Annotated in this window: 28 protein-coding genes and 1 rRNA gene; 11 read left to right on the top strand and 18 right to left on the bottom strand. The window is 42.7% G+C overall.

Annotated elements, in window-relative coordinates:
* Window positions 1-78 (bottom strand): 16S ribosomal RNA (locus tag DYE48_RS12855); the annotation flags it as partial.
* A 414-nt stretch (window positions 79-492) separates the two neighbouring features.
* Window positions 493-1,377 (bottom strand): nucleotidyltransferase-like protein, encoded by an 885-nt coding sequence (locus tag DYE48_RS12860; RefSeq protein ID WP_089653767.1) that lies wholly within the window; start codon window positions 1,375-1,377, stop codon window positions 493-495.
* 133 nt (window positions 1,378-1,510) lie between these two features.
* On the opposite strand from DYE48_RS12860, the gene DYE48_RS12865 reads away from it, so the two are divergent.
* Window positions 1,511-1,882, top strand: coding sequence for a YgzB family protein (locus DYE48_RS12865; RefSeq protein WP_115823994.1), 372 nt, complete (start codon window positions 1,511-1,513; stop codon window positions 1,880-1,882).
* Between the two features lie 115 nt (window positions 1,883-1,997).
* Here DYE48_RS12865 and perR read toward each other — a convergent pair whose 3' ends face one another.
* From perR to DYE48_RS12890, 5 genes are all read right to left on the bottom strand, one after another.
* Window positions 1,998-2,441, bottom strand: coding sequence for a peroxide-responsive transcriptional repressor PerR (gene perR / locus DYE48_RS12870; protein ID WP_089653921.1), 444 nt, complete (start codon window positions 2,439-2,441; stop codon window positions 1,998-2,000).
* Window positions 2,442-2,563: 122 nt separating this feature from the next.
* Window positions 2,564-3,121 carry a cob(I)yrinic acid a,c-diamide adenosyltransferase gene (locus DYE48_RS12875; RefSeq protein WP_115823995.1) on the bottom strand — a complete coding sequence of 186 codons (558 nt, stop codon included), beginning with the start codon at window positions 3,119-3,121 and terminating at the stop codon, window positions 2,564-2,566.
* Window position 3,122: 1 nt separating this feature from the next.
* A complete protein-coding gene (locus DYE48_RS12880) occupies window positions 3,123-4,076 on the bottom strand; it encodes a D-2-hydroxyacid dehydrogenase (protein ID WP_115823996.1) in 954 nt (317 codons plus the stop codon).
* Between the two features lie 80 nt (window positions 4,077-4,156).
* Window positions 4,157-4,627: a thioredoxin-dependent thiol peroxidase gene (bcp, locus tag DYE48_RS12885; RefSeq protein ID WP_115823997.1), complete on the bottom strand. Its 471-nt coding sequence runs from the start codon at window positions 4,625-4,627 to the stop codon at window positions 4,157-4,159.
* Window positions 4,628-4,691: 64 nt separating this feature from the next.
* Window positions 4,692-5,102, bottom strand: coding sequence for a potassium channel family protein (locus DYE48_RS12890; RefSeq protein ID WP_089653777.1), 411 nt, complete (start codon window positions 5,100-5,102; stop codon window positions 4,692-4,694).
* A gap of 190 nt (window positions 5,103-5,292) precedes the next feature.
* Between DYE48_RS12890 and DYE48_RS12895 the strand changes: the two genes are divergently transcribed.
* From DYE48_RS12895 to DYE48_RS12910, 3 genes are all read left to right on the top strand, one after another.
* Window positions 5,293-5,379 carry a YjcZ family sporulation protein gene (locus DYE48_RS12895; protein ID WP_089653779.1) on the top strand — a complete coding sequence of 29 codons (87 nt, stop codon included), beginning with the start codon at window positions 5,293-5,295 and terminating at the stop codon, window positions 5,377-5,379.
* 199 nt (window positions 5,380-5,578) lie between these two features.
* Window positions 5,579-6,874: a glutamate-1-semialdehyde 2,1-aminomutase gene (locus tag DYE48_RS12900; protein ID WP_115823998.1), complete on the top strand. Its 1,296-nt coding sequence runs from the start codon at window positions 5,579-5,581 to the stop codon at window positions 6,872-6,874.
* A gap of 329 nt (window positions 6,875-7,203) precedes the next feature.
* A complete protein-coding gene (locus DYE48_RS12910; protein ID WP_115823999.1) occupies window positions 7,204-8,271 on the top strand; it encodes an FUSC family protein in 1,068 nt (355 codons plus the stop codon).
* Between the two features lie 150 nt (window positions 8,272-8,421).
* Here the strand turns inward: DYE48_RS12910 and DYE48_RS12915 are convergent, their stop codons facing one another.
* From DYE48_RS12915 to DYE48_RS12930, 4 genes are all read right to left on the bottom strand, one after another.
* On the bottom strand, window positions 8,422-10,194 hold the full coding sequence (locus tag DYE48_RS12915; RefSeq protein WP_115824000.1) for an ABC transporter ATP-binding protein: 1,773 nt from the start codon (window positions 10,192-10,194) through the stop codon (window positions 8,422-8,424).
* A gap of 69 nt (window positions 10,195-10,263) precedes the next feature.
* Window positions 10,264-10,791, bottom strand: coding sequence for a nucleoside tri-diphosphate phosphatase (gene ntdP / locus DYE48_RS12920; protein ID WP_089653788.1), 528 nt, complete (start codon window positions 10,789-10,791; stop codon window positions 10,264-10,266).
* A gap of 956 nt (window positions 10,792-11,747) precedes the next feature.
* Window positions 11,748-11,924: a gamma-type small acid-soluble spore protein gene (locus DYE48_RS12925; RefSeq protein WP_089653790.1), complete on the bottom strand. Its 177-nt coding sequence runs from the start codon at window positions 11,922-11,924 to the stop codon at window positions 11,748-11,750.
* Between the two features lie 100 nt (window positions 11,925-12,024).
* Complete coding sequence (locus DYE48_RS12930; RefSeq protein WP_115824001.1) at window positions 12,025-13,074, bottom strand: C40 family peptidase; 1,050 nt, start codon at window positions 13,072-13,074, stop codon at window positions 12,025-12,027.
* A gap of 265 nt (window positions 13,075-13,339) precedes the next feature.
* On the opposite strand from DYE48_RS12930, the gene DYE48_RS12935 reads away from it, so the two are divergent.
* Entirely contained in the window at window positions 13,340-13,564 is a 225-nt protein-coding gene (locus tag DYE48_RS12935) for a cytosolic protein (RefSeq protein ID WP_115824002.1), read from the top strand.
* Here the strand turns inward: DYE48_RS12935 and mutY are convergent.
* Window positions 13,554-14,642 (bottom strand): A/G-specific adenine glycosylase, encoded by a 1,089-nt coding sequence (mutY, locus tag DYE48_RS12940; protein WP_115824003.1) that lies wholly within the window; start codon window positions 14,640-14,642, stop codon window positions 13,554-13,556. The two genes, DYE48_RS12935 and mutY, sit on opposite strands and share 11 nt — an antisense overlap.
* Before the next feature lie 64 nt (window positions 14,643-14,706).
* Here mutY and DYE48_RS12945 point away from each other — a divergent pair, with 64 nt between their 5' ends.
* The gene (locus tag DYE48_RS12945) at window positions 14,707-15,696 is read left to right on the top strand and encodes a metal-dependent hydrolase (protein ID WP_115824004.1); all 990 of its coding nucleotides are present in this window, start codon (window positions 14,707-14,709) and stop codon (window positions 15,694-15,696) included.
* Between the two features lie 76 nt (window positions 15,697-15,772).
* Here DYE48_RS12945 and DYE48_RS12950 read toward each other — a convergent pair whose 3' ends face one another.
* Window positions 15,773-16,039, bottom strand: a complete 267-nt coding sequence (locus tag DYE48_RS12950) for a YfhJ family protein (protein ID WP_115824005.1) — start codon at window positions 16,037-16,039, stop codon at window positions 15,773-15,775.
* Window positions 16,040-16,147: 108 nt separating this feature from the next.
* On the opposite strand from DYE48_RS12950, the gene sspK reads away from it, so the two are divergent.
* Both sspK and DYE48_RS12960 read left to right on the top strand, forming a co-directional pair.
* Window positions 16,148-16,324 carry a small acid-soluble spore protein K gene (sspK, locus tag DYE48_RS12955; protein ID WP_370632777.1) on the top strand — a complete coding sequence of 59 codons (177 nt, stop codon included), beginning with the start codon at window positions 16,148-16,150 and terminating at the stop codon, window positions 16,322-16,324.
* Window positions 16,317-16,460 carry a YpzG family protein gene (locus DYE48_RS12960; RefSeq protein ID WP_115824006.1) on the top strand — a complete coding sequence of 48 codons (144 nt, stop codon included), beginning with the start codon at window positions 16,317-16,319 and terminating at the stop codon, window positions 16,458-16,460. Before sspK ends, DYE48_RS12960 begins: the two co-directional genes overlap by 8 nt.
* 34 nt (window positions 16,461-16,494) lie before the next feature.
* Here DYE48_RS12960 and DYE48_RS12965 read toward each other — a convergent pair whose 3' ends face one another.
* Window positions 16,495-16,836 carry a YfhH family protein gene (locus DYE48_RS12965; protein ID WP_089653805.1) on the bottom strand — a complete coding sequence of 114 codons (342 nt, stop codon included), beginning with the start codon at window positions 16,834-16,836 and terminating at the stop codon, window positions 16,495-16,497.
* A gap of 91 nt (window positions 16,837-16,927) precedes the next feature.
* On the opposite strand from DYE48_RS12965, the gene DYE48_RS12970 reads away from it, so the two are divergent.
* A complete protein-coding gene (locus tag DYE48_RS12970) occupies window positions 16,928-17,587 on the top strand; it encodes an SDR family NAD(P)-dependent oxidoreductase (RefSeq protein ID WP_115824007.1) in 660 nt (219 codons plus the stop codon).
* 183 nt (window positions 17,588-17,770) lie between these two features.
* Here the strand turns inward: DYE48_RS12970 and DYE48_RS12975 are convergent, their stop codons facing one another.
* The 3 genes from DYE48_RS12975 to glcT form a co-directional block, all read right to left on the bottom strand.
* Window positions 17,771-18,037: a phosphocarrier protein HPr gene (locus DYE48_RS12975; RefSeq protein WP_089653809.1), complete on the bottom strand. Its 267-nt coding sequence runs from the start codon at window positions 18,035-18,037 to the stop codon at window positions 17,771-17,773.
* Between the two features lie 15 nt (window positions 18,038-18,052).
* Complete coding sequence (gene ptsG / locus DYE48_RS12980) at window positions 18,053-20,089, bottom strand: glucose-specific PTS transporter subunit IIBC (RefSeq protein WP_115824008.1); 2,037 nt, start codon at window positions 20,087-20,089, stop codon at window positions 18,053-18,055.
* Between the two features lie 274 nt (window positions 20,090-20,363).
* Entirely contained in the window at window positions 20,364-21,206 is an 843-nt protein-coding gene (gene glcT, locus DYE48_RS12985; RefSeq protein WP_115824009.1) for a glucose PTS transporter transcription antiterminator GlcT, read from the bottom strand.
* 188 nt (window positions 21,207-21,394) lie between these two features.
* Between glcT and DYE48_RS12990 the strand changes: the two genes are divergently transcribed.
* Window positions 21,395-22,213 (top strand): HAD family hydrolase, encoded by an 819-nt coding sequence (locus tag DYE48_RS12990; protein WP_115824010.1) that lies wholly within the window; start codon window positions 21,395-21,397, stop codon window positions 22,211-22,213.
* A 21-nt stretch (window positions 22,214-22,234) separates the two neighbouring features.
* Here DYE48_RS12990 and recX read toward each other — a convergent pair whose 3' ends face one another.
* Window positions 22,235-23,047 carry a recombination regulator RecX gene (recX, locus tag DYE48_RS12995; protein WP_115824011.1) on the bottom strand — a complete coding sequence of 271 codons (813 nt, stop codon included), beginning with the start codon at window positions 23,045-23,047 and terminating at the stop codon, window positions 22,235-22,237.
* A 110-nt stretch (window positions 23,048-23,157) separates the two neighbouring features.
* Here recX and DYE48_RS13000 point away from each other — a divergent pair, with 110 nt between their 5' ends.
* Entirely contained in the window at window positions 23,158-24,063 is a 906-nt protein-coding gene (locus tag DYE48_RS13000) for a TIGR01777 family oxidoreductase (RefSeq protein ID WP_115824012.1), read from the top strand.
* The last annotated feature ends 32 nt before the right edge of the window (window positions 24,064-24,095 follow it).

A 24,095-nucleotide genomic window follows, 5' to 3' on the forward strand; every position in this document is an offset into this window, starting at 1 on the left:
TCGCTTCCCGCGCTCGACTTGCATGTATTAGGCACGCCGCCAGCGTTCGTCCTGAGCCAGGATCAAACTCTCCATAAAAGTTAAGTTTGACTTGCTCATTTGCACACCGAATGTGCTTGTTTCAAATCTCTTCTATAAAGAAGAAATGTTTTGACGTACTGGTTGGTTCGTTCAGTTTTCAAAGATCAATGTTTTGTTTGCCGCTTCAAAACAGCGACTCAATCAATATATCATGTCCAGTTGTTTGTGTCAACAACTTTTTTGTGATTTATTTTTTGTGAGCCGTTCGCGGCTTGCCGCTCTCTTAATGCGACAAGTAATAATTTATCATGTATGTCGTTTTGTGTCAACAACTTTTTCATGATTTTATTTAGCTCGTTGCCGCTCTCTTAATGCGACGCTTATTAATATAGCACGGTGTGAATTCTACCGTCAATAACTTTTTACAAAAAGATCCCCTCTTCTTTTTCCTACTCAGAAGAGGGGATCTTTTCACTGATCTACATATTGGTCAACAGGCTTGTATCTTCTATGGAATATTTGCGGCCCTTTCGTATCCTGAGGCACAACTTCAATGACATGATGGTCTACAAGATATTCAATCATTGAAGATAAGTCCAAGATGTATTCTTGAATTTCAGGATGAACCTTCAGTTCTCCAAACGACCAGGGCTCTTCTCTTTCACTCATGAGCTGCAGCAAATGCTGAGCACTTGCCCTTGACCTTTTACTAATCGAGTGTTCCACTGCCAGGATCATTAACTGTATTCTTTTCTCTGTAGGTTCATCACTTTCAATGAGTTCCTGGTAAAGTTTATAGATTTCTGGTTCAATCCGCTTCACCTGGTTCCAAACCGTCACTTCTGGGTGGAACCCTTTTTCAATAATGGATAACCGCGCTAGATAATGAAGAGAGTTTACCATGCGACTGTAAGAATCCAAATACTGCTCGGAGTCATACAAGTCTTTAGATTCGCTATAACTACGAATCAATTTTGCAAATTCAATCGCCTTCTTTAAATTGCGGGTTTGTTGAGGGAACTCCCGCAAGTGTTCCTTTAGATTCGTCAGATATTCATTTCTCTCAAAAATGACGTTGCCGTTAATGACCCATTCTACAGCTCGACGGTAAGAACTTGTATCGATCCAATGCTGGAGGAGCTTTTCATCCACTATATGCATTGCTGCTGATTTATTTTCAAATTCATAATGTTTAACATACCATAGTTCCTCCGCGTCTCGGACAATAATGAATAGAATGACATCAAAATTATCCGTTACAGGACTAATCGGTTTCTTCTTCTCTAAAATAAGAATGCCCAGCGTATTACTTTGACTGGCTTTTTCTTGATAAATCGGGCGTAATAGATCTTCCATATTCTTTCCCCCACATTCAATTTCCCTTTCTTTGTGTTTATTCGCTATGTTTAGGCAAAATCCTCTTTTCCTATTATATTTGCCTAAAGAAAATATGCTATACTACGTGGTAGATAGTAAGGAGGGACCCTGAGTGGCGTTAAAATACAGCAGCAAAATCAACAAGATTCGTTCCTTTGCTTTCTGGCTGATCTTCCTTGGCATCGGCGTGATGTACATCGGGTTGTTATTCAAAGATACGATGTGGGCAATGGCTACATTCATGATATTGGGCGTGGGGTTTGTCGGCCTCAGTACAGTCGTTTACTTCTGGATCGGCATGCTTTCAACAAAAACCGTCCAAATCGTTTGTCCGTCCTGTGATAAACCGACGAAGATGCTCGGTCGTGTGGATGCGTGCATGCACTGCGATCAGCCTTTGACGATGGACAAGTCTTTAGAAGGAAAAGATTTTGATGAGAAATATAATAAAAAGCGATATCAGAAGGAAACTCAAGGACAGTAATTAATGAACGATCCAATGATTTCAAGCAAAAAAACTCCGCTGCACATGCAGCGGAGTTTTTTTATATTTAGCTATGGTTTATCAATAAAAAACTGAAAGCCTAGCGCTTCCAGTTTTAGTGAGCGTTATTCGATTGGCATTCTGTACATGTTCCATAGACTTCCATGCGATGATGACTTACATTAAATCCAGTCACCTGTTCAGCTAATGATTCCACTTCGTTCAAACTTGGATAGTGGAAGTCAACAATTTTACCGCATGATTCGCAAATCGCATGATAGTGATCGCTTGTATTACAATCAAAGCGGCTTGAAGAATCACCGTAAGTAAGCTCCCGTACGAGTCCAATTTCCCTGAATACACGGAGATTGTTATAAACCGTGGCTACACTCATATTCGGAAATTTACTTTCTAAAGCTTTGTAAATTTCATCAGCTGTTGGGTGAGTCATAGAATTCAGCAGGTATTCAAGCACCGCATGACGCTGTGGAGTAATTCGTACACCAGAGCCTTTCAATGTATCAATGGCATCTTGGAGTCGATGGTCTGACACGGTCATGCACCTCGCTTTCATAAACTGATTCTTGATTTATAATATTATTAAATTAGAATCCTTACAATTAGTGTAACCTTTCCTTAAAGGAATTGTCAATATAAAGCACTGCTCAAAAAGTTGGTATCTCATACATCCGGGTCTAAAGGCGTCTCTGTTCCACCAAGTTGACGATTCACATATCGAGCAGCTACGAAGAGGAAATCCGATAGACGATTCAAATAAGAGACGACGAGCTGGTTATCCAATTCTTCTTCTAGTGCCACCGATATCCTTTCTGCCCTGCGAACCACCGTCCGGGCAAGGTGAAGAGATGCGGATGCCTGATGCCCGGAAGGCAGTATGAAATTTTTCAAAGGCTCAAGTGCCTGATCCCATTCATCAATTTGTTTTTCCAACTCATCAATGTGCTCTTTTTTCAGCTTCCACATGACATCTTTACCTTTAGGTGTAGCCAGTTCTGCCCCGACATGAAAAAGGACCGTCTGGATTTTCTGGAAGGTTTGTAGAAAAGCTTCCTTATCCGTCCAATTTTCATAATTCAAATGGCTGAGAGCAAGACCGATCATCGAGTTCGCTTCATCACATGTGCCATAAGCCTCTACTCGGATATCATTTTTAGCTACACGTTGACCATATATGAGAGAAGTTTCCCCTTTATCCCCTGAACGTGTGTAAATCCTCATCTTAATACCCCCGTTTTGGATCAATAATATTTCGTAATTCTCCATCTCCACTTATAAAAACAGACAGATTCTTTTCAAAAAGATCGAACCCTCTTGGGACATAGTGAGGAGAGATCCCTGATAAGTGCGGTGTTACCGTTACATTTTCTTCCCGCCATAGCGGATGATCTTCAGGTAAGGGCTCTTCCTCAAAGACATCGAGCACTGCGTGTGAAATTTCTTTTTGACGCACCGCATTTAATATCACTTCCGAAGAAACCAAATCTCCTCTTCCCATATTGAGAAAAATAGCACGCTTAGGCATTTCTTTAAAGTGTTTCTCCTCAAGTAAATACCTTGTCCCAGGTGTACTCGGAAGCGTAGCCACCACGAAGTCCCCGAGAGGTAGAACCAGATCCAACTGTTGCACAGGGAACGTCTGGTCGAAGTGCGGTTTCTTTTTCCCTGACTTGGATACACCGATCGTTTTTATTTGAAAGGCTTTTGCTAACCGGGCCACTTCTTGCTGAATAGCGCCTGTTCCGAGCAGAACCATCGTACGTCCGCTTATTTCATTCATTACCGGGCGGCGACTCCATTCTGCTTTCTGTTCTTGTTGGATGAGGGTTTTCGCTTTACGGGATACTTGCAGCAACATGGAAATCGCGTACTCTGCCATAGGTTGTGCATGTATCCCTCTTACATTCGTTACGAGTATGTCTCTTTTGGCAATTTCATCAAAAGGCATTAGATCCATTCCTGCAGATAAGACCATAATCCACTTCAGCTTCTTAGCTGACTGTATCTTTTCTCTATCCAAATCTTCTCCATATGTAATGAAGACGTCCGCTTCCTCAAGATAATACTTGGCTTCCCCCATTCCATGACAGAAAATGAAAGCTGCCTCAGGAAAACGGGTTTGAAGCCTCAGTTGGATTTCATCAGGGACTCTTTTAATGGCAGAAACGATCTTCATGAAATCAACTCCTTCCCCTTTACTTCTATATTAGACGATAAAGAAACCATAGTCACTTGTAGACTATGGTTCGGTGGATTTTACGATAGGTTTTCTCTAATATATTCCAGAGCTGATTCGACGTGACCCTGAACTTTAACTTTTCGGTACTCTTCAGCAAGATTGCCTTCTTTATCAATGATAAAAGTGGAACGTTCGATGCCATAATATTCTTTGCCGAAGTTTTTCTTCAGTTTCCACACACCAAACTGTTCAGCTACTTGATGATCTTCATCTGCAAGCAGAAGGAATGGCAGATCATGCTTGTTGATGAATTTTTCATGGGATTCCACTGGATCAGGACTGACACCTAAGATGACTGCATCCAGATCTTCGAAGCTCTCGTGATGATCACGAAAATCGCAAGCCTCCGTCGTGCAACCAGGAGTCATGTCTTTTGGATAAAAATAAAGGACTACGTTCTTCCCTTTATAATCAGAAAGGGATACGGATTCGCCGCTGTTTGCTGGTAGTGTGAAGTCTTGTACTTGTTTTCCTTTTTCAACTGTCATGATAAGACCCTCCTAAATGGTTTCTACCATTTAGGTTACCTTAAAAATAGACAAACTTCCAACTTCAGCGTTCCTCTTTATGCTTCAACCAAACTTTCGCAACAAGTGCAGCCGGTAGAGTATACCCCACCATTGCCTCGATGATTGCAATCCATTTTCCGATCCCTACAGGCGTCAAATCTCCATAACCGACAGTAAATAAGGTAACCCCACTGAAGTACACACTTCTTATCATATCGTGAATCCAATAACCTTGGATAAACGGCACGTCTGCCTTGTAAACTTCTACCCCTTGGAGGATCAGGGCAGCATAAATAATTCCAAATCCAACCATGACAATCGTATATAACATCATGACGGACACAAAGAGTTGAACAGAAAATATTTTGTGCTCAAATTCGAGGGAGTGAAAAATCTGACGGAGACTCATTCCAATCAGTGCGAGGGAAAGAGTAGAAATAATGATCGTAATCATAGATAAGCCCCTTTTAAAACGAGTAAACAAGCCCTACTTGTTCATATGAATGCAAGGGGTCTTTTATGCTATGCCTCTTATAGATCGAACTGGTTGAAGGTCTATTTTTCAGGCAAAACCGGGCGAACGCACAGCCCGCGGATCAAAGTCTGCATAAGATACAGTAAACAATGGAAAGGGGGAATTGTGAATGAGTTACGGATATGGCGGAGGCTTTGCGCTAATCGTTGTTCTTTTCATCCTTCTAATCATCGTTGGTGCAGCATTCCTATACTAAGAACAGTTTTCACTGAGGCTTAAGTGTCCTCCGTGTTACTTTCCTCGTAATCGATCGGACTACTGTTTCAACGCTCTAGAGTGAAGGAACCTTTCAAAGGATGCTTTCCGGGTCCCTGGATCTGGGAAGCACCTTTGTGATTCAGGATGGACAAGCATGCTACAATAAACGTTGAAAAAGATTGTTTAGGAGGTAACTTATGAATTTTTCTCAATCGGAACACTTATATAAAGAAGCAAAAGAACATATCGTCGGGGGCGTCAACTCTCCTTCCCGAGCGTATAAAGGCGTAGGCGGCGGAACTCCTGTTTATATGGACCGAGCAGAAGGATCCCATTTCTTTGATGTCGACGGAAATGAATACATTGATTACTTAGGAGCGTATGGACCAATTATCACGGGACATGCTCATCCGCATATCACCGAAGCCATAACCAAAGCTGCGCAGAACGGTGTACTGTACGGAACACCGACCGTCCTCGAAAACCGCTTTGCTAAAATGCTCAAAGAAGCCATTCCTTCATTGGACAAAGTAAGGTTCGTCAATTCAGGTACAGAAGCAGTGATGACGACCATTCGAGTTGCCCGCGCCTATACCGGCAGAAACAAAATCATTAAATTCGCCGGATGTTATCATGGACACTCTGATTTAGTCCTCGTAGCAGCAGGTTCTGGTCCATCGACTCTAGGGACGCCAGATTCTGCAGGTGTACCTGCATCGATTGCACAAGATGTTATCACCGTTCCTTTTAATGACATCGAACCATTCAAGCAAGCCCTTGAAAAATTCGGCGATGAAATTGCAGGTGTGCTCGTTGAACCGATTGTAGGAAACTTCGGAATCGTGGAACCAAAACCAGGTTTCCTTCAAGAAATAAACGAACTTACCCACAACGCCGGCGCTTTAGTCATTTATGATGAGGTTATTACCGCTTTTCGTTTTACATACGGAAGCGCTCAGCAACTATTAGATATAGAACCAGACATGACAGCAATGGGTAAAATCATTGGTGGCGGCCTTCCAATTGGTGCTTACGGGGGCCGCGCGGACATCATGGAACAAGTCGCTCCACTAGGACCTGCCTACCAAGCGGGGACGATGGCAGGTAATCCTGCTTCCATGTCTGCAGGTATCGCTTGTCTTGAGGTACTTCAAGAACAAGGGGTGTATGAAGAAATGGACCGGCTCGGTGCGCGTTTGGAAAAAGGAATTCTAGAACATGCAGAGAATCACGGCGTGCAAATTCAAATCAATCGTTTGAAAGGCGCGTTGACTGTATATTTCACAGATGAGAAAGTCGAAAACTACGAACAGGCAGAAAATACAGACGGAGATCGATTCGCTCGCTTCTTCAAGCTCATGCTTGCTGAGGGAATCAATCTCGCTCCATCGAAATATGAAGCATGGTTCCTGACGACCGCTCATACGGATGAAGATATCGACCAAACATTAAAAGCCGTCGAAAAAACATTCAGGACCATGGCCAACGATTAATCTCCCTCTCCCCTATACCATAGGGGAGATTTTTTCACTTGTTTTTTCTGAATATTTAGTTGATTATATAAAACCTTCATGCTATTATATATACATAATTCTGAATATTCCCACGAATTATGATCTTTGTTTCATTTCTTTCCCTTTTCATAGGTTCCAGCTTAGGCTGGTTCCCCTTTGGCTTATGCGTATGACGCATAAGCTTTTTCTTTTGTTCTCCTCCATATAAAATGATGTATAATGGGAACATCCGGCTTTTCAATATAAAAGTCTCTTTTGAACGATTTTTCTTAATAAGATATTTTTACGGTTAAAGGATGATGTCTTCCATGAAATTAGGCGCACGAATGATGAAGACAGGATTAGCTGTAGGGATTGCCCTTTATATCGGGCATTTGATCGGTTTCGTCTCCCCTCTACTCGCTGCGATCGCTGTCGTCTTTTCCATTCAACCTTCCATTTATCGATCTTATCAATCCATCATTGAGCAAGTACAAGGCAACACAATCGGTGCGTTGATTGCCATTATTGCCGTCTTTACTCTCGGCAACGACCCGTTCATCGTAGGTTTTGCAATCATTCTTGTCATCGGGGTGACAACGACATTAAAAATGAACGAAAACACGATAGCCCTAGCCGTTGTAGCTGTTATTGCCCTGATGGATTCGACGGACCAAACCTTTTTATACTTCGCAGGTTCCAGGTTCACTTCCATGCTGCTCGGGATTCTCGCGGCATTTATCGTCAACCTTGTCTTTCTCCCACCGCGATATGAAACAAGGCTATTTACGAAAATTGACCGTGCAACCAACGATATTTTGCAATGGCTGAGAGTGACTACAAGAAACTTATCCGATGAACCTGCCCTTAAATATGAAATCACAAGAATCCAGGACGATATGCGTTGGATTGACCATACCTATCTTCTTTATTCAGAAGAAAGAACTTATTTCAAAGGGAGTCACTTCTCTAAAGGAAGAAAAATGGTGCTCTTCCGTCAATTGATTACAACGACAAAAAAATCTTTTGATGTCCTGAAAGCTTTTTACCGATTGGAACACAAAATTGAACAAATTCCAGAACAGTTTCAAGATGCGGTGGTACAAGAGCTCGATAAATTAGTCAATGCGCATGAAAAATTAATTCTGAGTCTTAAGGGACGTATTAAGAATACTCATAAACAATCGTTGAGACGAATTGAAGAACCTGACATCCCTTTGCTCGTTGAACGACTGATGAGCGTTTATGAAAAAAGCAACAATCCTGATAAACTGGTATTCCTCCCCCTTGCCTCGCAATTGATGGAATACCACTATCAGTTGGAGCGACTCAAGAAGTTACTGAAAAGTTACCAGGCGCACCATCAAGATGACTTTATCCAAACATCAGAAAAATAGAACCTCAAAGCCGAGTATGCCTAGCATACTCGGCTTCTTTTATCCCTCTACCAACACAGCTCCCTATTCTGTAAGACTCACATATTATTGAAAAACTCTTCATGCAAGAACGATAAAAAGAGCTCAAGGTTTTGAACCTTGAGCTCTTGATTACGTTCCCATATATTCTTGTTTATGATCATCCAGTTCCTGCACTTGGTACAGGTCATAATAATGGCCCTTCTTCTTCATTAACTCCTGGTGAGAGCCGACCTCTACGATTTCACCATTTTCAATGTGGACGATCCGATCCGCATGGGTGATAGTAGAAAGTCTATGAGCCACGATAAATGTTGTCCGTTCAGAAGCTAAACGTTCAAGAGCATTTTGAATAAGGTGCTCACTTTCCAAATCAAGAGCAGAAGTCGCTTCATCTAATACGAGAAGCGGTGGGTTTTTCAAGAATACCCGTGCTATTGCCACCCTCTGTTTTTGACCACCAGATAATTTCACACCTCTTTCACCGACCAATGTATCGTAGCCATTCGGAAGTTCCATGATGAAATCGTGGGCATTAGCCGCTTTAGCAGCCTCGACCATCTGTTCATCGGTGGCTTCCGGGTTCCCCATTCGTATGTTCATCGCAATGGATTCACTGAAGAGGATATTATCCTGTAGCACCATCCCGATGTTATCCCTGAGAGACCTGGCTTCAAAGTCTCTAATATCTGTTCCATCAATAGAGATTCGACCTGCAGTGACATCATAGAATCGAGGGATCAAACTAATCAATGTCGACTTTCCTCCCCCACTCATGCCGACAAAAGCGATGGTCTCTCCTTGTTTAATGTCCAAGTTAACATTTTTAAGGACGAGGGGATCTTCTTCATCATATCTAAAGGAGACATCCTCTACTTTGACATCGCCTCTTACATGTTCAATTTTCTTTGCCCCCGGTTTATCGACAATGTCATATTTTTCATCCACAAATTCAAAAACACGATCCATGGAAGCAATGGATTGTGTAAGCACGGTCGCTGAATTCACGAGGCGCCGAAGTGGATTATACACCCGATCCATATATCCGACAAAAGCAACCATTGTACCGACGGTCAAGGAACCTGTTATGACTTGATACCCTGCAAAGGCAATGACTAATAATGGAGCAAGATCTGTAATCGTATTGGTCACAGAATAGGTGTAGGCGTTCCAGTTTGTATGGGTGATCGCTTTATCCAGGAAGTTCTTATTCTTCACATCAAACTGTTCCTGTTCATGATCCTCCAGAGCGAAACTCCTCGTCACAGGAACCCCCTGTACCCGTTCATGCAAATGTCCCTGAACTTCTGCAAGAGCCTGTGAACGATCGCGGGTAAGCTTTCGTAACCTCGCATAAAAATATTTGACCGCAAAGCCGTAAAAAGGGAACAAAGCAATAGATACCAATGTCAGCCACGGATCCATCGTCAACATGATAATGATCGCGATGACAATCGTAATCATATCGAGCCAAATGTTCATAAGGCCTGTAATGACGAACGTTTTCGTTTGCTCCACATCATGAATGACACGGGAGATGATTTCCCCTGTTTTCGTTCTAGAATAAAAGCGTAAACTCAAACGTTGGATATGGTCGAAAAGCTTCTCTCTAATATCATATAAGATGTTACTCCCAATCCATTGCGCCAAATATTGTCTGATGTATTCGATGGGCGGGCGCAAGATGAGGAAAACGAGAAAGGCTCCACCTAAAATGAGAAACAATTGATCTAGTCGTTCTGCCTGAGTCATGTCTTCCGCATTGATGATATCATCAATGACATATTTAATAATGAGCGGCATTAACAAAGGGATAGAAAATTTAACGATTCCTATAAGTACAGTGAGGATGATTTTCCCTTTGTAAGGCTGCACAAATCGCAAATACCTTTTTATACTGTCCAAAACAACACCTTCTTTCTAAACCATTCAAACAACAACGAAGCGCACTTTTTATAAGTGCGCAATCGGTCATTATCTATACGTTAAATACCTTTCATACCACTGATCGATGAATTCTGGAGAAAACGGTCCTTTACGCTGACGAATCCATCTGATTAAAATATCAATGTTGTTATAGAGGATGCGATCCAACACATGAGGATAGTTCATCCGTTTTTTATGAATTTCATATTCATCTTCATCGAGTATTTTATAGGTCATATCAGGGAAAATTTTCACATCCAGGTCATAATCAATATATTTAATGGTTTCATCTTCATAAACGAAGGGAGAACTAATATTGCAGTAGTAATATACTCCATCATTTCTTAACATACCGATAATGTTGAACCAATATTTAGAGTGAAAATAACAGATGGCCGGTTCTCTGGTGATCCATCTTCTGCCATCGCTTTCTGTTACTTCCGTACGGTCATTGGCACCGATGATCACATGTCTTGTCCCTTTCAATATTGTGGTACTATCCCAAACTCGGTGTAACTGCCCATTGTGCTTATAGCTCTGGATTTCTATCCGTTTACCTGCTTCTGGGCCGGGCATACAATCCCCCCTTCCCTTTCTATTCCATTTCACCTTCTATCTATTATAACGACAAATGAAGTGGATTGAAAACAATTGGACCAGTGCCAAGAGTATCACGAACAAAACACCCCCTTTCTTCCACAATAGCTCCCTTTTCTGGAAGACTCAGTTTCAAGATAACCGGGGTTCGTTTGCCGTATTCGGAGTCAGGGGTTGTTGGGAAGCTACTCGCTTTCCTGTGGGGGAGCGCCGAGCTTCCTCAGGCTATCGCCTTGCGGGATCTCGCCTATCTCCTTCTCCCACGGGAGTCTCGCAGCTTCCCAACAACCCCATTCCATGTAAGGGAGAAACGAACCCCTATACCGAGAAGGAGTTTCTCCCACTCTTCTCTCCTAAGCATGCATAAAGCGCTCTGTATCAAGCTTTTACGTTGTGAATGCCAGCTGTGGAGGGGGTTATATTATCCACTTCTCTCAATCATACAAGCTTATTTTTCCAGAAGTGGTTTCGAGAATCTTCCATGGCAAAGGGGCGGAGGGGAATGGGGAGACTCCTACCTTAAGTGTGCAGGCGCCTCGATCAGCGGCGTATGGACTGGACTGAGCTGGCGGAGATAAAGGAAACACGAAGAACGGAGTAATTCGATGTTGACTTATCGTACAGAAGCGAGGGAAGTCTCACTAGCCGCTAGGCGCCGGAACCGGATATTGAAGAGGAAAAAAGTGCTTGGTGAGACCCCGCAGAGCGAAGCTCGAGGAGGCTCACCGCGCTCCCGCGGAAAGCGACTCATTCCCCGCAGCCCCATCCACTCAACAAAAGTCTCGAAACTGAGTCTTCCACAATACTGCCATATTGTTGAATAACATTATAAAGATATGTAAATAAAAGAAGCCGCCCGCTAAAGGGGCGACTTCTTCAATCGGGGGATTGATACAGGCTAAAAGGCAGCCTGGCCAACCTACCAACGACTCAGGTTATTTTTTCTTAGCCTGAGATTTTTGGTTCTGCTGCTGTACGTGCTGAGCGTCAGTTTGTTGAGCGAATTCAGCACCGTATTGGGATTTCCCTTGTGCAGCTTGTTGGTTTTGTTGTTTCACGTGGTTAACGTCTGTACCAGCTGCTGTTTTGTTTTGTTTCGGTTGCTTAGCCATGTTTATCACCTCCGCAAAAATTATTGTGCACAGGAGATGGGTATTTCATTCAAAAATCTTCTCAAAAAATAAACCGCTCCTTAAAAAGAGCGGTTTTGGATTAATGGGATAATCTTTTCGTACCGATATAACGTTGACTCCAGTAGTTACTGGACAATGAACTAATCTCAACCCCATTTGTAGATCCAGTGTGGATGAAACTGTTATTACCTACATAAATCCCGGCATGGGAAGCACCTGGCTTATAAGTTTCAAAAAACACAAGATCTCCAACCTGACGATTTGAACCACTTACAGAATCCATCCTGCTATCTGCATATATAGATGCAACGGTACGTGGGATGCTTAAGCCTTCCTGAGCAAATACGTATTGAAGGAAACCACTGCAATCGAATCCTGCCGGACTTGTACCTCCCCACTGATATGGTGTGCCTATATGCTTTTTCGCTTCCGCTATAAGACCAGAGCTTGACGCGGTGTTATTGTTCGTAGAAGTTTGCGTCGGTGAAGGAGTAACTTCACCGGCCACTTTTAACTTTTGCCCTGAATGAATAACATTACTGGATAGGTTATTCAAGTTCTTAAGATGAGCGACAGAAATTCCGTATTTAGTAGCAATCACCCATAAGGAATCTCCACTCTTTACCGTATATGTATCATTTGTTTCTTGTTTTGGCTCAGCCTTCTGTTCCTCGGACGTTCCTTTTTTAACAGGAGCGGATGGTTTTGGACTCACTTCTCCTGTAACGGTTAAATTCTGCCCCGAATAAATCACGTTACTTGTCAATCCATTCAACTCTTTCAGTTCTGACACCGACAAACCATAACGATTAGCAATGGCCCATAGAGAATCTCCACTCTGCACTTTATAAGTAGTGGCTGAAACGGTTTCTGTCTTTTCTGGCTGTGTTTGCGGTGCAGCATCAGTCCCCTTTTCGACGACCAAGGTCTGCCCTACACGGATAAGGTTTGAATCAAGTTTGTTCCATGATTTGATTTCGGAAACGGATGCATCGTATTTCGTGCTGATCCTCCATAACGTTTCCCCGGATTTGACTTTATGTAATTCATCAGCAAAAACGGAACTCCCCCACAATGACGCTCCAATCAAAGACCCACAGACAGCGGTTACCACTTTCGTTTTATTCATCTATAAAACCCTCTCATATGTATGGTATAAGTCAAAATGGATAATCGTTATGTTCTATTACTAATTATTCACAAATGACACCGAATTGTAAATAGTCTAAAACTTCGCCAAACGAGGTCATTTTTTGTCTTATCCTTGTCACATAAAGGATTGGATGGTTACGTTACATTTACGTTACAAGTTTGTTACGTTTTATTAGGTGACTTTTTACATGTATGAGGAGGTCAGATGTACATAAAGTATCTAAGAAGGAGGATGAAATGGTATGTATGTAGGACGAGATTTATCCGCTTTATCTATGGAACCGAAACAACAGTGGCAGGAAAAAGAGCTTGGTTACTTTCACTATGCACTTTCACAGTCTTCTCCGTATTTGAACTCGGAAGGAATCACCCTTTTACGTGAAATCAATGAAGAAATTAAGCGCCGCGGAGGCTTAGAGCAGCAAGAAGCTACTTGGACCAGCGGCACTCATCCTGTCATCGATTAATATGAGGGTGAGCTTTCTGATGGGACACAGGAAATGGATAGTCTTCCATGTCTTCAGGTGCAATGAATATTGCACGCTCATGGTCAAGCGTTCCTTCTTTTACAGTAACCTTGATGACTTCCATTTCCCATATCAAATGAGAAAATACATGTTTGATGCGATCCACAGATTCCCCAACTTCCACCTTCAAACCATATTCACCATAAAACCAATGTGCAACCGCTTCATGACCTACGTCTTCAAGAGGAACCATCGGGTACTGCCATAAGGAAGCGAGCAGACCTGTGTCCGGTCTTTGCTCAATAAGTACATCTCCCTTTTCGTTTTGCACGAGAAGCAGTAAATATGGAGATTTCTTCTGTTTCTTTTTAGAAGCTTTAACCGGCAGCTCTGTTTCCACTCCTTCATCAAAGGCTCTACAGTGCTCTTGGACTGGACATAGCATGCAGGAAGGGGTTTTGGGTGTACAGACAAGGGCCCCAAGTTCCATCAATCCTTGATTAAAAGAAGAGGGATCCTCATCAGATATCAATTCTTTTACAAGCCCTTCAAAAAGCTTCCTCGTACTTTGTTTGCTAATGTCATCTTCAACATGAAGAATTCTGGATAGGACCCTCATCACATTCCCATCCACTGCCGGTTCCGGTATATCATAGGCTATACTTAAAATAGCGCCTCGCGTATAGGGGCCTACGCCTTTAAGGTTGCCTAATTCTTCAGCATCAGCGGGAACGACTCCCTCGTACTCAGATACAACCTCTCTCACAGCGTTTTGCAAATTTCGCGCACGGGAATAGTATCCTAAGCCCTCCCACGCTTTCAAGACCTCCTGTTCATCTGCCTGAGCTAAAGCGTCAGGTGTAGGAAACTTATCCATGAAATGATTAAAATAGGGAATGACCGTATCAACACGTGTTTGTTGGAGCATAATTTCTGATACCCACACACGGTAAGGATCTTGATTTTCCCTCCATGGGAGAATCCGCTGCTCTTCTTTAAACCAATGAATCAGATCCTTTCTGTAGGATTCCTTGTCGAAGTTATTTAAAATATGTTTAATTCTTTCGGCTCTTTTCATCTTTCTTCACCCTTCGTGATAAACTACTGTTGGAACGTCCGACCTGCCAAAGGAGGTATGGAACTTGGATACAGGCACACATGTCGTCATGGGCGTCGCATTAGGGGGACTGGCTACGCTTGATCCTGTTGTCAATGCAGACCCCGATCTTTTCAATGCGGTTCTAATAGGAACAATGATCGGATCACAGGCGCCCGACTCAGACACGGTACTAAAATTAAGGAACAATGCGGTCTACATTCGGCACCACCGCGGCATCACACATTCCATTCCTGCTGTGATGCTCTGGGGGATCAGCATTCCCAGCATCATTTATCTGTTCACTCCTGAGGTGAATTTTCTGCACCTTTGGCTTTGGACTTTTCTTGCTGTCATACTGCATGTGTTCGTTGATGTATTTAATGCTTATGGTACCCAAGCGTATCGCCCTATTTCCAAAAGATGGGTCGCTTATGGGTTCATTAATACATTCGATCCGTATATTTTCACTCTTCACATTGCAGGGATTGTCGCATGGAACTTAGGGGCAAGCCCCGGAACTTTATGGCTGATCATATATTTTGTCATCGCACTCTATTACCTGAAAAGGTACTTTGACAAAAGAGAACTTGTTCGTCTGATTCATGAAAACATCAAGGATGTTAAACAAATTGCGACCTCCCCTACAATGAAGCAAAATGTTTGGAGGATTGCCATCACTACGCCTACTAATTATTACGTGGGAAGGGCGGAAAACGGACATTTAACTATCCTTGATACATTCACCAATAAACCAATCGATTATGAAGATCCCGTCATTCAAAAAGCTTTGACCGATCATAACATCAAAGCCTTTTTATCATTTTCTCCCGTGTACAGGTACGAGATGAGCTACTATGATGAATATACAGAAGTAAGGTTCATTGATCTTCGGTATCGCTCACGGGGACGTTACCCGTTTGTTGCATTGGCTCAAATTGATGATGAGCATGGAGACAATTTAAAAATTCTCAATTCCTATACAGGATGGGTGTTTACAGAAGAAAAACTCCAGAACAAAGTAAGCCCCATGTGAACGTATTGTAAGCGGGAGGAAAACATAAAGAAGGAGTCTCTCAAGATGAGAGGCTCCTTTTCAAATCCTGTGTTTTTTAATGAAGATACCCTTTTTTCTCAAGCATATTTTTGTATTTGGGATTTGTAGCGACAAACTCATGAAGCTTCGGGCCATAATGGTGGATCCACTGCACAACAATCTGTTCAGTCACCTGTTTCCCTTGGTAATCATGCCCAGCTTTTGCTCTTGTTGATTCAAAATCTTCCCATAACAGTTCCACCCATGTTCTTGCTTCGTCTATGGTAAGTTCCGGATTCTTCTCATATAATTTTTCAGCTAAACGCTGGTATATTTCATTCATGTGACCACTCCATATTTGGCAATGTTTACACTGCCATTGTAACACATACAGGCGCAAAGAAGGTACATACTAATATTGTCTCTTCATTGAGACTCCTGAGGAGGGTAACTGATGCGTAATAAGGCAAAGAATTTCCCTAATGTAAAAATGACGCATGCACCGGATGATCAAAGCGAATATCTAGCGAAGCGTCCAGACGGTACGATCAATAGCAAACCTCAAGAGAGAGCGGCTAGATCGAGACATCGTGATGTCAACGATGTAGGGAGGAATTACCATGGGTAAACGTAATTTCAAATCGAAGGCCTCTGCCAACTATTCACACCGCAGCATCAAACATTTAAGCAGCCGTGTGAATGGGGAAACAGAACAAACGCAAGCAGACCAAATCACTGAAATCCAAATGCGTAAACGTAACTAAAAATACCGGGCACGTGTGTACGTGCCCGGCTTCTTTAAATGTCGTCCAATTTGTGCCCTAACATAGAAATCGGCAAAGCTTCTTCGTCGTCGCTTGCTTTCTCCCCCTGTTTAGTTTTCCTGTATCCCCATGCAAACACGCCGTTCATATATTCAATATAAAACGTGTGCTCCGGATCTCCATCAATTTCGTAGGTTTCCCCAGCTTTAAAATCACCCGGGTTCATCATATAGGATTTAGCCATAATGATTTTCCGTTCATGAACAGCAAATTCGTTTACCATTCCTAATTGTTCCGCCTTTTGAGCTTTTTCAGTCAACTCCGCAATTTCAAGGCGCAACTCTTCTTGTGTATATTCACTATATCTTTTTTCCATAAAATAAACCTCCTCTATTGAAGCTCTCTTTACATTCTAGCAGGGTTTGTTCACAATGAATATAAAGCAATACAGATAAGGAGAGATGAGGATGAAGAATGTTTGGATTACAGGAGCTGGAACAGGCTTGGGACGTGCTCTTGCCCTGATTTACGCAAAGAACGATTATAAGGTATTCCTTTCAGGAAGAACGGCTGAGCATTTACAGGTCACTCAAAACGATATTATAAAAGAAGGCGGAAAAGCAGAGGTTCTCATTTGTGATGTGACGGAACAATCATCAATCAGAGAAGCTGTTAAACAGATCGATTCCTTACATGTATTGATCAACAACGCTGGTCTTGGACATTTCGGGGAGCTATCGTCCTATACCGAAGAAAAGATAGATCAACTTCTCAACACAAACGTCAAAGGGACCATGTTGACCACCCAACTTGCATTTCCGATGTTAGAATCCACAGAGGGTCGTGTATTGAACATCATCTCAACCGCCGGCCTACGCGGGAAGAAGAACGAAAGCATCTACTGTGCAAGTAAATTTGCTGTACGCGGATTTACTGAGAGCCTGCACAAAGAATGGGAAGACTCACCTATGACTGCGACTGCCGTATACATGGGAGGTATGAACACTCCATTTTGGAACGAGACGGATCATGTGGCAAATCCAGATAAGTTAAAAGGTCCAGAACTTGTGGCTGAACAAATCTTTGCAGAGGATGACGGTCGAAACGAAATTTTCATCGATCGCTAATCGTAAAAAGAGAACAATTGCTTTTAAATATGAAACGAGCGCCTATTTGGACCGGTACACTCGTTCTTTAGCGCGATTCCCACACGTCCTTTGGCGCGGTCCATCCGTCCTTTAGCGCGATCTCAATACGTACATAAAAAAGGCTTGCCGCAACGGCAAGCCCTTTTTTTATGATCAGTGAGATTACTCTCCAAGACCTTCTTCTTTTGCTTTTGCTACAACAGCTTCTACAGCTTCCGCTTCGTCAGAACCTTCCGCCTTGAACGTTACTTCTGCACCGTTCGGGATTCCTAGAGACATGACGCCCATGATGGACTTCATGTTTACAGATTTACCTTTATACTCGATGTTTACATCGGATTGGTATTTCCCTGCTACTTGTACAAGTGCTGTTGCAGGACGTGCGTGTACACCGTCAGCTGCTGTAATTTTCATTGTTTGTTCTGCCATGTTAAACTCTCCTCTTTATTCGTTAATTTCAATGATGTCTGGATCATTGTGATTGACTTGACCTGATGCCTTAATGTTTACAGACTGTCCTTCTTGAAGGTTCGTAAAGACAATCGGCGTTACGATGGATGGAGCATTTTCTTTCACGTAATCCAGATCCACTTCCATCAATGCCTGACCTTGCTTCACTTCGTCTCCTTCAGAGATCTTAGCTGTAAATCCTTCCCCTTTTAATCCGACCGTATCGATTCCGATGTGGATCAGGATTTCCATGCCGTTTTCGGCTTCAAGGCCAATGGCATGTTTTGTAGGGAATACGTTCAGGACTTTACCATTAATCGGTGAAACAATATTACCATCTTCCGGCTCAATTGCAAAGCCATCGCCCATCATCTTACCAGAGAATACTTGATCCGGCACTTCTGTGATCGGCATGATCTTACCTTTGATAGGACTTACAAATTCCAGATCACCTTCAGTGACCGGCGCTTCTGCAGCTTTTTCTGCGTTCTTCATTTCAGAAGCATCTTCTCTTGATCTTGGTGTTTTCCCATCAATGATGTCTTGCATTTGGCCACGCAAGGTATCGGATACTGGTCCGAAAATGGCCTGGATGTTGTTCCCGACTTCCATTACACCGGAAGCACCAAGTTTTTTCAAGCGATTTTTGTTTACATCATTTTTATCATTCACGGAAACACGTAGTCGAGTGATACATGCATCCAAGTGGGCGATATTCTTTTGTCCACCCATAGCTTCTAGAATTTCGAACGGCAGATCGCCGACTTCGCCATCTTCATCTGCATCTTCTGCTTCATCTTCACGTCCAGGTGTCGCCAGGTTGAACTTGAGGATTGCCCAGCGGAAACCAAAGTAGTAGATCACAGAGAATACGAGACCAACGATGATGACCCACCACCAGTCGGTACGGTTTGGAAGAACACCGAACAGAATGAAGTCAATCAGACCACCTGAGAAGGTTTGTCCAATTTTAACGCCAAGAATTTCCATTACCATGAAGGAGAAACCAGCAAATACAGCGTGAATCGCGAACAATAGTGGCGCAACGAATAGGAAAGAGAACTCAATTGGTTCTGTGATACCTGTCAAGAAAGAAGTCAAGGCTGCAGAAGCCATGATTCCTCCGACCACTTTTTTACGTTCAGGTTTTGCTGTGTGATAAATCGCAAGTGCAGCAGCTGGAAGACCGAACATCATGAATGGGAATTTACCAACCATGAATGTTCCTGCAGTAAATTCAACACCGTCTCTCAACTGTTCGAAGAAGATCGTTTGGTCTCCTCGGACAATCTCACCGGCAGCGTTCGTGTAAGAACCGAATTCAAACCAGAATGGTGAATAGAAAATGTGGTGCAGGCCGAATGGAATCAAGGAACGCTCAATCAATCCGAAGAAGAAAGCAGAAACGGTCTGGTTCCCCTCCAACATTAAGTGTGAAAGAGCATTCAATCCTGTTTGAGCAAATGGCCATACCCACAGCATGATAATCCCTAAGAAAAGGGAAGAAAAAGCTGTGATGATGGGTACGAAACGCTTCCCGGCAAAGAACCCGAGAAACTGCGGTAATTCAATATTGAAGAACCGGTTATAAAGAGCAGCGGCCAAAATACCAACGATGATACCGCCAAATACTCCTGTTTGAAGCGTCGGTATACCGAGCACTTCCGCATAAGCAGGATCAGAGGTCATATCGGCATCAACATTACCGAGTACCCCCATAACCACATTCATGATCAAATAACCGATAATGGCAGCAAGACCTGCTACCCCATCCCCTTTTGCTAAGCCGATGGCAACACCGACAGCGAATAACAACGGCAAGTTGTCAAATACAATTCCTCCGGCTTCAGCCATTACTTGCAGCAGTGTCTGAACCCAAGGTGTTCCGAAGAATGGCACTTTATCAACAAAGTTGTCTTGAGCAAAGCTTGTACCAAAAGCAAGAAGAATACCAGCCGCAGGCAAAAGTGCGACAGGAGTCATCAAGGCTTTACCAACTTTTTGCAGTGTGCCGAAAGCATTCTTGAACATTATGTTTTCCTCCTTTTTATTTGTGACGCAAGCCTCTGGCCCCATAAAATCCATTTGTCAGAAAAATAAAACGTTTTCAACAAAAAAGGAACGTTAAGCGTCCTATTGAGGACGCCGATTATGGATAATAGCTTCGTCCCGCTATTCACCAGCAGGACAATAAAAAAGCATGAGCACAAGAGGTGAATGGGGTTCCATAAGGATAGTCCTATCCCTAGGATAACCACTTCACCTTCATGTACTCATGCCTGATCGTGTCAGTAACACGTACGTTTTAGGTTTTATGGGTTAAACGCTGTAAATGGATCGTCAAATAAATCGCTTCCGACTCATCCACAGGTTTATTCAGTTGCTTTTGCATCACTTTTATCAATTTCCAAGCTAAATTATAGCACACAGGATATTCTTCTTTCAACATATTAGCCAAACGAATTTCATCTCCCACGTGTTCCTCTTGATAAACTCGGTCGATGGCCCTGTGCAAATGCTGAACAAGTCTGTGGTAGTCCACACTCTTTTTATCAATTTGAACGTCCATCGTATCCTCCACAAGCTGCACAAGATGTGTGATGAGCTGGTTATGACGGTTGAGTTCCCTTAATGTCTTGTCCGTTACCGCACTGTGAATATGGAGAGCGATGAACCCTACCTCTCCTTCTGGAAACTGAATGCCCATTTTATCGTAAATCATCGTCACGACTTCCATCGCAATTTGATATTCCTTCGGATAAAGGGATTCAATTTCAAGTAAGAATGGATTCGAGAACTGAAGGTCCTTTTTTGCTCGATTGATAGCGAATGCAAGGTGATCCGTCAGCGCGACGTGAATATGTTGGTTGAGCTCTTGTCCCATTCGCGATTCGACGTGATGGAGGATATCACTCATGAAGTCAATCAAATTCTCGTCGATGTAAGGCAATAAACTCACATACTGTTCTTTTTCCTGTTCATTACTCAGCAAAAATGTCTTGTCGGCTTTTTCGGAAGAAATTTCGTCTCCCTTCTTCCGGTTAAAACCGATTCCTTTCCCAATTAATACCACTTCTTCATAAGTTGGGTGGGAAGCAATGACTACATTATTATTGAGCACTTTTTTTATCTTTATCTGCTTTTCCATAATGGTCCCCCACTTAAATTACACTAAAAGCGTTTTCAGTCATCTCATAACCTCTATCCTATATTTGATTTGTTTTTTTTACAAGTGGGAGGCTAAGGAATAAGCTTCCCTCTTTGTGTGAAAGCGATTACGTCGTGTACAATCATTTAGGTGCTGGGAAACGCCCCGCAGAGAAAGGAGACGAAACAATGATCAAACTATTTGTCACAGACCTGGACGGTACCCTTCTTGGTGTCGATCATTATATTAAAAACGAAGATATTGATGCATTAAAACGAATGGTGGAAGATGGCCCCCCTCTTGCTGTCGCCTCCGGACGTATGGACCATGAAATTGCAGAGGTTCTAAAGCGTGTAGGTGTAAACGGTCACCGTGTCAGTCAAAATGGAGCTTTTGTATTCAACGATGAAGATACACCAATCCATGCCAAAACGTTTGAATCAGAACTTGCCCAACGAATCATTCAGACCATCGACCAAGAACCGATGATTAAAACAGTTTCTACAGCAGATGAAACGTTCACGAAAGAATCGAACGCTTTTGTGGATATGATTTCTGAACAGATGTTTCACGAAATCATCGTCAAACCTGAATTGAATGAACAGGTCGGCCAAACGATTATCCCTTCAAAAATTGCGTTGCACGGGAAAGAAGCCGACGTCATGAAAGCTGCGGCAAGAATCAAAGAAATGTTCGGAGAAGAAATTGACAGTTTCATTTCTCATGAAACATGTGTCGATATGATGCCTAAATCGATCAACAAACAAAGCGGACTCAGGCAGTTAATTGAAGGCCTCGGCATTCAACCCGAAGAAATCGCGTGTGTCGGAGATTCTTTCAATGACTTGAGCATGTTTGAAATGACCCCTCACAGCTATGCCATGTCAACAGCTCATGATCAGGTGAAGGAAAAAGCAAGTACAGTTGTCGATCATGTGCATGAGGCGATTGAGGACTTGGATAAAAAAGGACTTTTGAGTAAAAAAGAACAAGCGGCTGACATTTAAGTCAGACGGCTTGTTCTTTTTTTATTCCTTCACATACTCATCGATAAAACGATCAATAAGATCGAATGTAAAACCTTTCCTGTATAAACCGGATTTGACTTTCTGCTTCAATTCATACCCTTCAGCTTTGGACTGAAATTTGCGAAGCAGCTTTTCCCCCTGATAAACGACTGCTTCCCATTCTGTGTCTTCATCCTCATCTTCCGGCAAGTTAGCAAGCACTTCCTGAATGACGTCTCCCTGAAATCCTTTTTGCATCAGCGTCTGTTTTACATTTTGAACTTGCTGACGATAAGATTTCCGGCCATCGTTCTTCAATTTCTTTTCCGCAAATTTCAACGCTTTATCATATTGCTTATCAAAAGAGTAATGAGTGATGGCTTCATCCGCTTTCACAGCAGAAACCCCTTTTTCCAGCAATTCCTTTTTCAAAAGAAGCGGCCCTTTGCTGGAAGTCATGATTCTTGTCCTCACCAGGGAATTTGCGAACTCCTGATCATCCAACAATCGTTCCTTGTTCAACCGTGAAACGATTTCTTCGATATGCTCCGGGTCCGTCTCTTTGTCTTTCAAATAATCACGGATCTCTTTTTCCGAACGCATGCGATAGCTTAAATAATTGATCGCAAGGGTATAAGATTTATGAAGCGTATCGGTCTGAATCAGTGCGTTGATTAAGGCATCATCAAGTTCCATGTTCTTCTGGAGACGATATTTCACGAGAACGTCTTCATCAACACTGAACCCGTACTCTTCTCCATTTCCTTTATCCAGGAAGATATTGTATCGATTCTTATGTTTTTTCTGTGTCGTAATTTTCGTAAGTTTAGCCATCCGCTTCACCTCTTTGACCATATTTTATCATGGAATTCGGCTTGCGTATCGTCAAACCGAACCAAATGGAGTAAACTATTGACAACCTCACACTCACAGGAGGAATGAACATGAAAATCGCCATCACAGGAGGTACTGGTTTTGTTGGTACCCAATTGAAAGAGAAGTTCGTACAAGAAGGGCATGACGTGTACATATTGACACGAAGTCCGAAGAAGTACAAAGGCACGAATCAAGTGACTTATGTCGGTTGGTTGAAAGAGGAATTCCATCCAGAAAAAGAGCTTCCTGTTCTTGATGCCATTGTAAATTTAGCAGGGGAATCATTGAACAGTGGCCGTTGGACAGAGGAAAGGAAGCAGTCCATTTTAGAAAGTCGAATAAAATCGACAGAAGGTGTATTAGACTTGATCGATGCACTGCCAGAAAAGCCGGAAGTGCTCGTTAACGCCTCCGCTGTAGGATATTACGGACAATCAAAAACTAAGACATTCACAGAAGAAACAACCGAACCCGGGAATGATTTTCTAGCCAATGTTGTGGAGGAATGGGAAGCTCGCGCTTCACAAGCAGCCGAAAAAGGGGTTCGGACGGTCTATGTCCGCTTCGGCATTATTTTAGGAGAAGAAGGAGCGCTCCCTAAAATGACCCTCCCCTATAAAATGATGATCGGTGGTAATTTAGGTTCAGGAGAGCAATGGATGTCTTGGGTCCATATCGATGATGTGATCGGGCTTGTTCGTTTCGTAATCCAAAACAAAGATATTCACGGCCCTTTAAACGGAACAGCGCCCAACCCGAAAAGAAACAAAGATTTCGGCCAAACCCTTGGGGATGTATTGAATCGCCCCCATTGGATTCCGGCTCCCTCCTTTGCTCTGAAAGCTGCACTGGGAGATATGAGTACACTTCTATTAGATGGACAATGTGTCATTCCTAAAAAAGCGATGGCCTCTGGGTACACGTTTCACTACCCGGAATTACAAACTGCACTCTCATCCGTTTTAAATAAATAAACTTGCAATGAGCAAAGCTAAGCTTTGCTCAT

This window comes from Halobacillus trueperi, assembly GCF_003386945.1.
Classification (GTDB): Bacteria; Bacillota; Bacilli; order Bacillales; family Halobacillaceae; genus Halobacillus; species Halobacillus aidingensis.

Coding starts and splice junctions, on each gene's coding strand:
- DYE48_RS12925 (WP_089653790.1), bottom strand. CDS start 11,924: ATGGCTAAGCAACCGAAACAAAACAAAACAGCAGCTGGTACAGACGTT.
- DYE48_RS12935 (WP_115824002.1), top strand. CDS start 13,340: ATGTATGTAGGACGAGATTTATCCGCTTTATCTATGGAACCGAAACAA.
- glcT (WP_115824009.1), bottom strand. CDS start 21,206: ATGGAAAAGCAGATAAAGATAAAAAAAGTGCTCAATAATAATGTAGTC.
- bcp (WP_115823997.1), bottom strand. CDS start 4,627: ATGACAGTTGAAAAAGGAAAACAAGTACAAGACTTCACACTACCAGCA.
- DYE48_RS12965 (WP_089653805.1), bottom strand. CDS start 16,836: ATGGAAAAAAGATATAGTGAATATACACAAGAAGAGTTGCGCCTTGAA.
- DYE48_RS12875 (WP_115823995.1), bottom strand. CDS start 3,121: ATGAGGATTTACACACGTTCAGGGGATAAAGGGGAAACTTCTCTCATA.
- DYE48_RS13000 (WP_115824012.1), top strand. CDS start 23,158: ATGAAAATCGCCATCACAGGAGGTACTGGTTTTGTTGGTACCCAATTG.
- DYE48_RS12890 (WP_089653777.1), bottom strand. CDS start 5,102: ATGATTACGATCATTATTTCTACTCTTTCCCTCGCACTGATTGGAATG.
- DYE48_RS12930 (WP_115824001.1), bottom strand. CDS start 13,074: ATGAATAAAACGAAAGTGGTAACCGCTGTCTGTGGGTCTTTGATTGGA.
- recX (WP_115824011.1), bottom strand. CDS start 23,047: ATGGCTAAACTTACGAAAATTACGACACAGAAAAAACATAAGAATCGA.
- DYE48_RS12910 (WP_115823999.1), top strand. CDS start 7,204: ATGAAATTAGGCGCACGAATGATGAAGACAGGATTAGCTGTAGGGATT.
- DYE48_RS12895 (WP_089653779.1), top strand. CDS start 5,293: ATGAGTTACGGATATGGCGGAGGCTTTGCGCTAATCGTTGTTCTTTTC.
- DYE48_RS12960 (WP_115824006.1), top strand. CDS start 16,317: ATGGGTAAACGTAATTTCAAATCGAAGGCCTCTGCCAACTATTCACAC.
- DYE48_RS12880 (WP_115823996.1), bottom strand. CDS start 4,076: ATGAAGATCGTTTCTGCCATTAAAAGAGTCCCTGATGAAATCCAACTG.
- DYE48_RS12975 (WP_089653809.1), bottom strand. CDS start 18,037: ATGGCAGAACAAACAATGAAAATTACAGCAGCTGACGGTGTACACGCA.
- ntdP (WP_089653788.1), bottom strand. CDS start 10,791: ATGCCCGGCCCAGAAGCAGGTAAACGGATAGAAATCCAGAGCTATAAG.
- ptsG (WP_115824008.1), bottom strand. CDS start 20,089: ATGTTCAAGAATGCTTTCGGCACACTGCAAAAAGTTGGTAAAGCCTTG.
- DYE48_RS12900 (WP_115823998.1), top strand. CDS start 5,579: ATGAATTTTTCTCAATCGGAACACTTATATAAAGAAGCAAAAGAACAT.
- DYE48_RS12950 (WP_115824005.1), bottom strand. CDS start 16,039: ATGAATGAAATATACCAGCGTTTAGCTGAAAAATTATATGAGAAGAAT.
- perR (WP_089653921.1), bottom strand. CDS start 2,441: ATGACCGTGTCAGACCATCGACTCCAAGATGCCATTGATACATTGAAA.
- mutY (WP_115824003.1), bottom strand. CDS start 14,642: ATGAAAAGAGCCGAAAGAATTAAACATATTTTAAATAACTTCGACAAG.
- DYE48_RS12860 (WP_089653767.1), bottom strand. CDS start 1,377: ATGGAAGATCTATTACGCCCGATTTATCAAGAAAAAGCCAGTCAAAGT.
- DYE48_RS12990 (WP_115824010.1), top strand. CDS start 21,395: ATGATCAAACTATTTGTCACAGACCTGGACGGTACCCTTCTTGGTGTC.
- DYE48_RS12970 (WP_115824007.1), top strand. CDS start 16,928: ATGAAGAATGTTTGGATTACAGGAGCTGGAACAGGCTTGGGACGTGCT.